The sequence below is a fragment of the Massilia cavernae genome (assembly GCF_003590855.1).
In the GTDB taxonomy this organism is placed as follows: domain Bacteria; phylum Pseudomonadota; class Gammaproteobacteria; order Burkholderiales; family Burkholderiaceae_D; genus Telluria_A; species Telluria_A cavernae.
The window spans coordinates 1-10,617 of record NZ_QYUP01000133.1 but is presented as its reverse complement, the minus strand read 5'-3'; the positions used below and the strand labels follow the sequence as shown (position 1 = coordinate 10,617).

Annotated in this window: 9 protein-coding genes and 2 tRNA genes; 2 read left to right on the top strand and 9 right to left on the bottom strand. The window is 62.7% G+C overall.

What is annotated here, in order from left to right; genetic code table 11:
- The first annotated feature begins 145 nt into the window (after positions 1–145).
- Positions 146–222, top strand: a tRNA-Arg gene (locus D3872_RS17810).
- 181 nt (positions 223–403) lie between these two features.
- Here the strand turns inward: D3872_RS17810 and D3872_RS17805 are convergent.
- From D3872_RS17805 to D3872_RS17775, 7 genes are all read right to left on the bottom strand, one after another.
- Complete coding sequence (locus tag D3872_RS17805) at positions 404–1,402, bottom strand: PfkB family carbohydrate kinase (RefSeq protein ID WP_119812069.1); 999 nt, start codon at positions 1,400–1,402, stop codon at positions 404–406.
- A gap of 20 nt (positions 1,403–1,422) precedes the next feature.
- Positions 1,423–2,673, bottom strand: a complete 1,251-nt coding sequence (locus D3872_RS17800; protein WP_119812068.1) for an ROK family transcriptional regulator — start codon at positions 2,671–2,673, stop codon at positions 1,423–1,425.
- Between the two features lie 62 nt (positions 2,674–2,735).
- On the bottom strand, positions 2,736–3,173 hold the full coding sequence (locus D3872_RS17795; RefSeq protein WP_119812067.1) for an RbsD/FucU family protein: 438 nt from the start codon (positions 3,171–3,173) through the stop codon (positions 2,736–2,738).
- Positions 3,166–3,960 carry an ATP-binding cassette domain-containing protein gene (locus D3872_RS17790; protein ID WP_119812066.1) on the bottom strand — a complete coding sequence of 265 codons (795 nt, stop codon included), beginning with the start codon at positions 3,958–3,960 and terminating at the stop codon, positions 3,166–3,168. Before D3872_RS17790 ends, D3872_RS17795 begins: the two co-directional genes overlap by 8 nt.
- A 4-nt stretch (positions 3,961–3,964) precedes the next feature.
- Entirely contained in the window at positions 3,965–4,996 is a 1,032-nt protein-coding gene (locus D3872_RS17785) for an ABC transporter permease (protein WP_119812065.1), read from the bottom strand.
- Between the two features lie 38 nt (positions 4,997–5,034).
- Positions 5,035–6,030 carry a sugar ABC transporter substrate-binding protein gene (locus D3872_RS17780; protein ID WP_119812064.1) on the bottom strand — a complete coding sequence of 332 codons (996 nt, stop codon included), beginning with the start codon at positions 6,028–6,030 and terminating at the stop codon, positions 5,035–5,037.
- A 144-nt stretch (positions 6,031–6,174) separates the two neighbouring features.
- A complete protein-coding gene (locus D3872_RS17775; RefSeq protein ID WP_119812063.1) occupies positions 6,175–7,392 on the bottom strand; it encodes a maltoporin in 1,218 nt (405 codons plus the stop codon).
- Between the two features lie 382 nt (positions 7,393–7,774).
- On the opposite strand from D3872_RS17775, the gene D3872_RS17770 reads away from it, so the two are divergent.
- A tRNA-Arg gene (locus tag D3872_RS17770) sits at positions 7,775–7,851 on the top strand.
- 74 nt (positions 7,852–7,925) lie between these two features.
- On the opposite strand, the gene D3872_RS17765 is transcribed toward D3872_RS17770, so the two are convergent.
- On the bottom strand, positions 7,926–9,857 hold the full coding sequence (locus D3872_RS17765; RefSeq protein WP_119812062.1) for a sensor histidine kinase, YfiR-like protein-associated: 1,932 nt from the start codon (positions 9,855–9,857) through the stop codon (positions 7,926–7,928).
- 95 nt (positions 9,858–9,952) lie between these two features.
- Positions 9,953–10,183: a hypothetical protein gene (locus D3872_RS17760; RefSeq protein WP_119812061.1), complete on the bottom strand. Its 231-nt coding sequence runs from the start codon at positions 10,181–10,183 to the stop codon at positions 9,953–9,955.
- Positions 10,184–10,617: the final 434 nt, after the last annotated feature.

Here is a 10,617-nt window from a genome sequence, read left to right as displayed (position 1 = left end):
TTGAATAATCGGGTCGGCACTCGCGATATTGCCCGGCGCATTATGGCGCCCTTCCCTGCCATATTAAACACGGCATTAACTCCGATTATCTTCCTTCGCTGGGTCCTTTGATATTTCTTAAAGTGCTGCTATAATTTCGACTTCGGCGGCTGTAGCTCAGTTGGATAGAGTACTTGGCTACGAACCAAGGGGTCGTGGGTTCAATTCCTGCCAGCCGCACCAAAATTCGTGTTTGAAATTAAGGACTTAAGTGGCTAACGCTACTTAAGTCCTTTTTTCATAGTGAGTAACTTTTGCGTGACTCGCTTCTGCCGCCAGGATCCCCGGAGGCATCGCGAGATAAAATCACCACGTTGAACAGCTTAATTTGACCTGACAGCCGCAGGCTTCAAACCGGGTAAAGTCAGATCAGGTCGCGATCACTACACATAAACATCGACAAATCGTCTACACGCCGCGCGCCACGGTCCAGGTATTCCTTCACCTCGTCGCTGGTCGGCGGGCTGCAGCCTTCCTCCATGACGTTCAGGCTCGCCGTGGCAATCGCAAATTCGAGCGCGTGTTCGAGCGTGGCCTGGTCCAGGTTGGCCAGGCCATCGAGCGTCAGCTTGCCGGCCCTGTGCAGGCTGGCGACCAGCCCCGCAAGAAAGCAGTCGCCGGCGCCGACCGTATCGACGACGTCGACGCCGGCCGGAATCCCCAGTTGCACGCTGGCCTGGCGCGAGATCAGCACCCCGCCCTGCTCGCCCAGGGTCAGCGCGACCAGCTTGACGGCGGGCGCGTCGAACAGCGCGCGCGCGGCGTCGACCGGGGCGAGATCCCCAAATCCGAGGTGCACCAGGTCCTCTTCGCTGACCTTGATGATATTCGCCAGCGCCAAGGCAGTGCGCACCCCGGCCGCGTATGCCGGCAGGTCGGGGCACACCATCGGGCGCATGTTGGCGTCGACCGACACCAGCGCGCCGGCCCCGGCTGCGGCCTCGATGACCTGCAGCGTCGCCGCGATATCGTCCGGCACCAGCGCCAGGCCGCCAGTATGAAACAGCGCAAGGCCGGGCGGCAGCGCGGCGCAGGCCTGGGCGGGCGAGATGTCGCGGTCCGCCACCGCAGCGCGATGAAAGGAATAGGTCGGCATCTTCTGCGCGTCGAGCGTGACGACGGCCAGCGAGGTGGGCTTGGCGCTGCGCGCCGTACTCGCCAGGTGCACGCCCGCATCGGCCAGGTAATCGGCGAAGCGCTGGCCGAAGCTGTCCTGCGACAGCGGATTGAGGTAGGTCACCGCCATGCCTTGGCGCGCCACCGCCAGCGTGAAATTGCACACCGAGCCGCCCAGCACCGCCGCGAAGCGGCCATTGTGCTGTTCAATCAGGTCGACCAGTGCTTCGCCAAATGTCACAACCATCAAATCTCCAATCGGGAATGCTATAAGTTTTTGAGGAACAGGTCGCGGTCGGGACCGAAGTTGGCGTACAGCGGCAGCAGCGCCGCGCCGATCCCGCGCGCGTCGGAACCGATGGTGCCGGCCAGCGCGATTGGGCGGAGAACGCCTTCCCAGTTGTAGTAGTCGAGCGACTTTTCGACCGCGGCCAGCAGTTTTTCCAGCAACAGGCGGTCGATCGAGCCATCGATGATCACGCCTTCCAGGTCGAGCAGGCAGGTGGCGCTGACAATCGCCAGCGCGATCGCGCGCGCCGCATCGTCGAGCCATGCGCTGGTATGCGTCAGCCACGGTTCCTGCAGCGCGCGGCCGTCGTTGGCGGCGCCCTCGTCGAGCCCCGAGGCGGTAAATAGCTGCTCGAGGTTGAACAGCGAGGCAGCGCTCAACAGCTGCTCGGGCGCCGCCCTGGCCTCGCGGCGCGCCAGGCCAAGCGGGATCGACCCCACCGCGCCGGCATTACCGTGCAGGCCGCCGTGCAGGTGGCTGTCGAGGACCAGGCCACCGCCGACGAAGGTGTCGACGAACACGTACAGGTAGCTCTGAATGCTGCGGCCGCGGCCGGCGACCAGTTCGGCCACGCACGCGGCCGCGGTATCCTTGGAGAATTCGACCGGCAAGGCGGTCATCGCCTGCACCCGCGCCCGGATGTCGATGTTGTCCCACTGGTTGGCCTGCTGCGGCGCGATGCCGAGCAGCCTTTGCCAGCCGCCCAGCGCCAGCGGCGCGGCAATACCGATGCCGCTGAGGCGCGCGACCCACTGTGGATCGAGGCGCGCGCACATTGCCTTGAGCTGCTGTTCGATCACGCCGAACAGCGTATCGGACTCGGGAAACGCGTACGACACCGACGCGCGGTCGCGCACCTTGCCGACGAAATCGACCAGCAGCAGGTCGAGGCTGCGGCGGCCGATCTTGATGCCGATAAAAAATGCGCCATCGGGATTGAGCACGATCGGCACCGACGGCTGGCCGACCTTGCCGCGCTGCGGCGCCAGCTTGAGCACCAAGCCGCCTTCGAGCAGGCGGTTGATGATCAGCGAAACGGTCTGCGTACTCAGCTTCGTCAAGCGCGCCAGGTCGGCTTTCGCCATGCTGCCGTTCAGGCGCACTGCCTGCAGCACGATGCGCTCGTTAAACTGGCTCATGCCAACCTGGTTCGAGCCGCGCGGGCGCAGCCATTCGATGGCTTCTTCGTCCTCGTCGGCAAGGGATGGGTCGATTGGATCGTCTAGCATGGTAAGTAAATCATCCGATTTTATTTAAGCGTGGGGGCCACGATCTTACTACGGCCACGCCGTCAAAGGTCCGGGACATCGGCGATGACGCCCTTCTTGAAAATAAAATTCGCATACGGCTGCATTTCGCCGGTTTGCACGATGGCGTACGCCTGTTTCACGCGCTCGTAAAAGGCAAACCGTTCGACGGCCTCGCCCATACCCGGCGCGCACAATGCCAGCACCTGGCGCTGCAGCGGCGAGACGTAGCCGTCCGGCGTGTCGCCCACTTTCATGAAGGCGACCGGCTGCTCCGCGGCGGTGCCGAACGGGAACACCGACAGCACCGCGGCGCAGGCGCGCTGCAAGCCGGTGCCGGCCAGCCGCACCAGTGGCTTGCCGCGGCCCAGCGTGGTGGCGGTGAAATTGGCGTCGACCACCGCAATGGCGTCGCCATGGCCCATCTCGGCCAACACTTTCAGCAACTCCGGCGTCAGCAGCGGATCGATTCCCTTAAGCATGCGCTTCTGCCGGCAGGTCTTCCGGGTTCTTGGCGCCCGTCATCACCGCCACCGTGTCCGACATGCTGATGTGTTTCGGGTCGACCACCGCCACCCGCTTGCCGAGCCGCTGGATGTGGATGCGGTCGGCGATCTCGAACACGTGCGGCATGTTGTGACTGATCAGGATCACCGGCAGGCCGCGGTCGCGCACCCGGCGGATCAGCTCCAGCACCATGTTGCCTTCCTTGACACCAAGCGCCGCGGTCGGCTCGTCGAGGATCACGACGTGCTTGGCGAATGCCGTACTGCGCGCCACCGCCACGCCCTGGCGCTGGCCGCCGGACAGGGTGCCGACCGCCTGCTTCATCGAGCGGATGCCGATCTTCAGGTCCTGCATGTGGCGCACAGCTTCCGACAGCATCTTCTTCTTGTCGATGACGCGCAGCCAGGTGCCGAGCACGCCGGGCCGCAGGATTTCGCGGCCGAGGAACAGGTTCTCGGCGATCGTCATGGCCGGCGCTACCGCCAGGTCCTGGTAGACCGTCTCGATGCCGTGCTTGCGCGCATCGATGGGCGACTTGAAGTGGACCGGCTGGCCGTCCAGCAGCATCTCGCCGGAGTCGGGAATCAAGGCGCCGGACAGCGCCTTGATCAGGGAAGACTTGCCGGCGCCGTTGTCGCCGATCACGGCCAGGATTTCGCCTGAGCGCAAATCGAAATCGGTGCCGTCGAGTGCGGTAACGCCGCCGTAGCGTTTCACCAGGCCACGCGCCTGGAAAACAAGGCCTGAATGTTGCGTAGTCATCTTCTTAGCCTTTCTTGTGGGTCAGTTGATCGGTTGCGACGGCCAGGATGACCAGGATGCCGGTCACCAGGATTTGATAGACGGAGGACACGCCCATCAGGGTCAAGCCATTGCGGAACACGCCGACGATCAATACGCCGATCAGGGTGCCGAGGATGTGGCCGCGCCCGCCGAACAGGCTGGTGCCACCGAGGACCACCGCGGTGATGCTGTCGAGGTTGTCGGTCTGGCCGCCCTGGGGATCGCCGACGCCCATGCGGGACACGGACAGCAAGGAGGCGATGCCGTAGAACAATCCTGCCATCATGTAGACGCCGACCAGCACCTTGTTGGTGGCGATGCCGGTCAGCCGCGCCGCTTCGGGATTGTTGCCGACGGCGTAGATGTGACGGCCCGGCGCCGTGTCGCGCAGGAACAGCCATGTCAGCACGTACAGCCCGAGCATCAGCACAGTGCCGTAGGTAATGTTGGTCTGCCCGAGCTGGAACGTGTTGCCGAGGAAGGTCATGGCATCCGGCACGCCGGTGACGGTCTGCGCGTTCGAATACAGCTGGGTGACGGCGAAGGCGATGTTCAAGGTGCCGAGCGTGACGATGAACGGCGGCAGCTTGACCATGGTGACGAGGGCGCCGTTGATGTAGCCGATCAGCACGCAGGCAGCCATGCCGCACAGCACGGCCAGGTAAGGGTTCATGCCCATGTCGACGCAGAGCTTGGTCATGACCACCGAACCGAGCGCCATCGCCATTCCGCACGACAGGTCGATGCCGGCGGTAAGGATGATCAGGGTCTGGCCGATCGCGATCACGCCGACCACCATCACCTGCTGCAGGATCAGCGAAAAATTCTGCCCGGTCAGGAAGCGGTCGGACTGGGTGGCGAAAAAGATGCTCGCGGCCAGCAAGGCGAATAGCGGGCCAAGCGTCGAGATCGACGGCAGGTACTGCTTAAGGTTGACGCTCTTCTTATCCTGGCCGGAGGCGGCCGGGGCACGCGCCGAATTGGGCGACACGTAGTCGTTGACATTCGTTTTCATTTTGGTTTTTCCTTATGCGATTGCGCAAGAGTGACGGCTTATTTGCCCCAGCAGGCACCCAGCCCAAAGGCGGTGTCCTTGCTGGCGACGCCGGTCACCGGCTTGTCGGTGATGAGCGACACGCCGGTATCGACATAGCCGCTGACCTTCTTGCCGGTCTTGGCGTATTGCACCCCGGCGTCGACCGCCAGGCTGGCCATCTTCAGCGGGTACTGCTGCGCAGTCGCCGCGATCACGCCGGCCTTGACGTTGCGCACGCCGGTGCAGCCGCCGTCGATCGATACGATCATCACGCTCTTTTCCTTGCCGGCCGCTTTCAGGGCCTTGTAGGCGCCGGCTGCAGCTGGCTCATTGATGGTGTAGACCAGGTTGATGTCGGGATTTTTTTGCAGGCAGTTTTCCATCACATTCTGGCCCCTGCCCTGGTCGCCATAGGTGTCGGCCATGCAGACGACGTCGGCGGACCTGCCCAGGTTGGCGGTGTTGGCGTTGATGCCGGGCGCGCCGAGGCCAGCGAGGAAGCCGTTGTGGCGGGCGATGCCGACCGGATGGCCGGGCAACAGGTCGAGCATGGCGATCCTGAGCGGTTTGCCGGCCAGCGTGGCCTTGGCGTATTGGCCGATCAGGGTGCCTGCCTTGTAGTTATCGGTCGCGAACAGCGCATCGGTGGCATCTTGCGGCGCCGCCGGACTGTCGAGCGCGATCACCATCACGCCCTGGCTGCGTGCTTTCTTGATCGCCGGGACGATGGCTTTCGAGTCGCTGGGGGTGATCAGGATGGCCTTGGCGCCGGCCGACACCATGTTCTCGAGCGCGGTGATCTGGCCGGCGTTGTCGCCGTCAGACTTGCCGGACGCCGTCAGCAGCTTGGCGCCCTGCGCCTTGGCCGAATGCTGTGCGCCTTCCTTCATCTTGACGAAGAAGGGATTGGTTTCGGTCTTGGTGATCAGGCCGACAATGGGTTCGTCGGCGGCGGCTGCGATCGCGGCGGTGGACGCCAGCAGGCCCAATGCGAGGCATTGTTTGAAATTCATGTGAAGTCTCCTAAATATTATGAGTCGGCTGCTGGTCAACCGTGGTTGCCGCTGCTCTGATATCAAATATAGGCCGCATAGATAGATAAATCAAGTAGTTTTATTTATTAATGCGACGTTTGTTCACGCCCTGGCCTACCAGTTTTAGAACCAGGCTTCGAGCTGCAAGCCAACCGAGGTGCCGTTGGTATTGCGGCCGAAAACACCGGTGCTCGACAGCGTGCTGCCGGCCGTGGCTGCCTGCTGTGCGGCGGTGTTCCACTTTGCGTAAGTGACGAAGGCACGCAGTTCGGGGCGGGTCCAGAATCCGCGGCCCACGGTCAGCGTCGGCGCGAAGGTGATCTTGGTCAGCTGCTGGGTCGCCCCGCCCGCCGCAGGGCGAATCCGGTCATGGCCGAGGTCGAGCTGCAGCTTGAAGTTTTCGGTCACCGAATAAACCGGGCGCGCGCCGATCGTCGCCCAGGTCCGGGTGCCGGCACTGCCCTTGTCGCGCTGCACCAGGCCAATCAGCGAGCCGACCAGGTCGGGGGTTGCCTGCCAGATCAGCTGGTCGAATACGCGGGTGCGCGTGACGTCCGAACCCAGCGTGATGTCGGCGGCGCCGCCAATCATGATGCCGGGGCCGACGCCATACTGCACGCCGAATTTGTTGTCGCCGCCGAGCACCTTGTCCTGCAAATGGACGGCCGAGACCGACCAGCCGCCGTGTGCGCCGGGGTTCGCCGTATCCTCGCTGATCAGCGTCAGGTCCAGTTGCAGCGTGCCGTTCCGGTTCACCTTGACGCCTTCGTAGGTGAAATTTTGGCGGGTGGCGGAAGTCTGCCGGGCATTCGCAATCAATTTATCGTCGCGGAACAACGCATAACTGAACTTGCCAGGTCCGAGCGGGAACCCGTTGATGCCCGCGCCCACGCCATCGCTCTGGAGCCACTTGTAGTCGATCGTGTGGATGTCGAGGCGATGGTAGTAGCGTTTGCCCATCCACGCCGTGCCGCCACGCAGGAAATCGAGATTCTTGGCTTCGATAAAGGCCTGGCTCACATACTTGTGGGCGGTGCCGAAATCGTAGCCGTCCGCCGAGATGTTGCCCATGAAATTGGCGACGAAGCTGGCGCCGTTGGCCGACTTGGCCACTTCCTTGGTGTACAGGAATTCGCCGTAAGAATCGCATTCATTTCCCAGGCGGTGTTTGGCGACGCCTTCCAAGCCGAAGCACGCCTGCTCGCCGCCGCCGGAGTTGTGGCCAACGCCGGTGCGGAAATATCCGTGAAACTCCCCTTCGGCATCGCTGGCGCGCGCGGACCCGCCGGTGACGATCAATGCCATGGCCGCAGGCAATACTCTCAAAAAACGATTGCTCATTTTGTGTCTCCTACTATCTAGTTATAGTTTTGTGGTGGTACCGGTAGCGCGCCGCGTGCCGACAAGGTGGGCGCGCTCATTCTGTCGACCATCAGCTGAGCCGCCTTGTGAACGATTAGGCGGACGCAGGCTGCTTGTACTTACACCTGGAACCGAACACAGTATGCGTTTCTCGAATTGATAAAGCAATTTGTTTTATTAATTATTTTGAGCAGCATTGTGCTTCTGTAATGAAGGGCTCGGCTAGCATGAGGACGGTGATCGAGAACCAGGGAGGAAGGACATGTGGGCGCGGTTGGGCGACTCGCGTTTTCACGGTATTTATTGCATTCAAACAATACGCCTTGGCGAATTGGCGAACCCCTGCTATATTTCGTCTTTCGCGGCTGTAGCTCAGCTGGATAGAGTACTTGGCTACGAACCAAGGGGTCGTGGGTTCAATTCCTGCCAGCCGCACCAAGAATCAGGAAAAAAGGCCTGGAGAGCAATCTCCAGGCCTTTTTTCTTTTCCGCACATGAGGGCGCGGCTGTCGCTATCCCCGCACTTTCTTGATCAGGGTCCGGTTGCTGAGAATCTCCTCGATCTGCTCGAACCGCACCGGCTTGACCATGTGATGGTCGAACCCCGCCTCGAACGCCAGCTGCCTGTCCTTCTCCTGTCCCCAGCCGGTCACCGCCACCAGCAAGGTGATCGATCCGCAAGGCAGCTTGCGGATGCCGCGCGCCAGGTCGTAGCCCGACATCTTGGGCAGGCCGATATCCAGGAAGGCATAATCCGGACAGAACCGTGCCGCCGCGGTCAGCGCATCGGGCCCGTTATGGGTGATCACCACACTGTGCCCCATAGCCGACAGCAGCGCGCCGATGCTATTGACGAAGTCGACGTTGTCGTCGGCCAGCAGGATGCGGTAGCTCTCGGAGGTAATGAAAGTCGCCGGCGTGTTCTTGGCCGGCATCTCCGGCTCGACCACGATCGGCAAGCGTACGATAAATTCGCTGCCGCGCCCCACCCCGCCGCTGCGGGCTTCGATGGTGCCGCCGTGCAGCTCGACCAGCTTGCGCGCCAGCGACAGGCCGACGCCCAGGCCGGCATTGGTGCGCTCCAGCGTCGAATCGACCTGGACGAACATCTCGAACACATGGTCCAGCATTTCCGGCGCGATACCGATGCCGTTGTCGGCCACGCTCACCACCAGGGTCTGGTCCTCGACCCGCGCGGTCAGGCTGACCCGCCCGCCGCGGTTGGTGTACTTGGCCGCATTGTTGAGCAGGTTGGACAGGATCTGCGCCAGCCGGGTGGCGTCGCCGTTCAGGAACACAGGGCGGTCCGGCAGGTCGATCACCAGTTCGTGCCCGTGCAACTCGATGTAGGAACGCACCACCTCCAGCGCGTCGTTGACGACCGCCTTCAGCTCGACCCGCCCCATCTTGATGGCGAACTTGCCGGTATTGATGCGCGTGACGTCGAGCAGGTCGTCGACCAGCCTCACCATCTGGCGCAGCTGGCGTTCCATGATGTCGGTGGCGCGCTGGGTGGCCTGGGCATCGCCGCTGCGGATGCGCAGGATATCGAGGCCGGTGCGGATCGGCGCAAGCGGATTGCGCAGCTCGTGCGCCAGCGTCGCCAGGAACTCGTCCTTGCGGCGGTCGGCCAGCAGCAGCGCCTGCTCGGCGCGGTGGCGCACCTGCATCTCGTGTTCCAGCGTCAGGTTAGCTTCCTGCAGCGCGTGCGAACGGCGGCCGATCTCGGCCAGCATGTCGTTGAAGGCTGCCACCAGCACGCCGATCTCGCCGCCCTGGTGCCCCGGCACCCGCACGCTGAAGTCGCGCCGCTGCACCACCTCGCGCGCGACGTCGGTCACTGCCTGCAGCGGCGTCGTGATGCCTTTCTGCAGGCGCGAAGCCACCAGCGCCGCGATCACCATCGACGCCATCAGCACGCCGCCCAGGATGACGGCGTAATCGAGCATGCGCTCGCCCAGCGCGAAGCGGGCGCGCAGGTAGACCGTGCCGAGCAGCTCGCCGTTCTGCAGGATGCTGTGCCAGACCTCGAGCTGGTCGCCTTCGATGATGTAGCCCGGCTGGCCCGGCCTGGCCGGGTACTCCGGCGTGCGCGAGCTGTGGGTGTAGCCGGCAAAGCGCGCGCCGCCGGCCGTATAGATGGCGCCGGACAGGATCTGCGGGCGCACCTTCAGCACCGCCAGGTTCTGGCGCGCGGTCTGGCTATCGTTGAATGCCAGCGCCGGCGCCGTGACGCTGGCGATGATCTCGGCCTGGGTCCGCAGGTCGTCGACCCAGTACTGTTTGAACGTCCGCATATCGTACAGCAGCATGCCGATCGAGGCCGACAGCAGCGCGACGAAGGTGGTCGACACGGCCATGATGATGAGCTTGCTGCGGACGGAGCCGGTATCGCTCGCAGCTGGGGCAAGAATCGGGATGCTGGTCGTTTGTGTTTTACCCATGCTTGCTATCGTAGAACATTTCCCCGACCGCACAAAGCGGCGCACGCCCGCACGGACCCGATCCGGGCCAATTTCTGAAATGTGTGGCGCTAAACTCAGCGCAGGCCGAACTCCGCGGCGGCCTTGGCCGCCCACAGCGCCTCGTTATAGCTCGCATAGGGCTGGTCATAACTGTCGGCCTCGCCCTTTTCGCCGATGAAACTGGTCCACCAGCCGTCGGGCCGGTGCTCGATGGCGATGTCGCCCGGCTTGCAATGAGTGAGGATCGCCTCGCCCTCCTCGAGGAAGACGATGTTCACGCTGCGGTGGCGTACCGTACTGGGCATGCGGTTCTCCTGTTACCGATACGCTCACTATACCGTTTTCTGATAACTGGTATCACAAACAAAAATTGGATTTAACTATTTCCGTCTGGCATTATTACACCTGTCTCCTCTATTTCTCCTCCAAGGAATAGATTCAGCCCGCTCCTGCAGCGGGCTTTTTTTTTGCCTTTTGGGTGCTAATGAACAGTTGGTCCAAGACTAAATTGGCCGATAGCTACTGCCCAGGGCGCCCTTCGTCAATCCAGGCCTGGGTTTCCTTCATCAGAATTGCTCCGAGAAACCCTGCCCTTCCGGGCAGCGAGTGAAATGAGCCAGCCGCGTAGCGCCCGCAGCCGTCCAAGTGAAAGAATGTTTTGAACTTTGTTGTTGAGGCATGGTCAAACTCCTCAAGTGCATCAGTATGCGATTACGCGCTGGGGCATGAGTCACCTGTA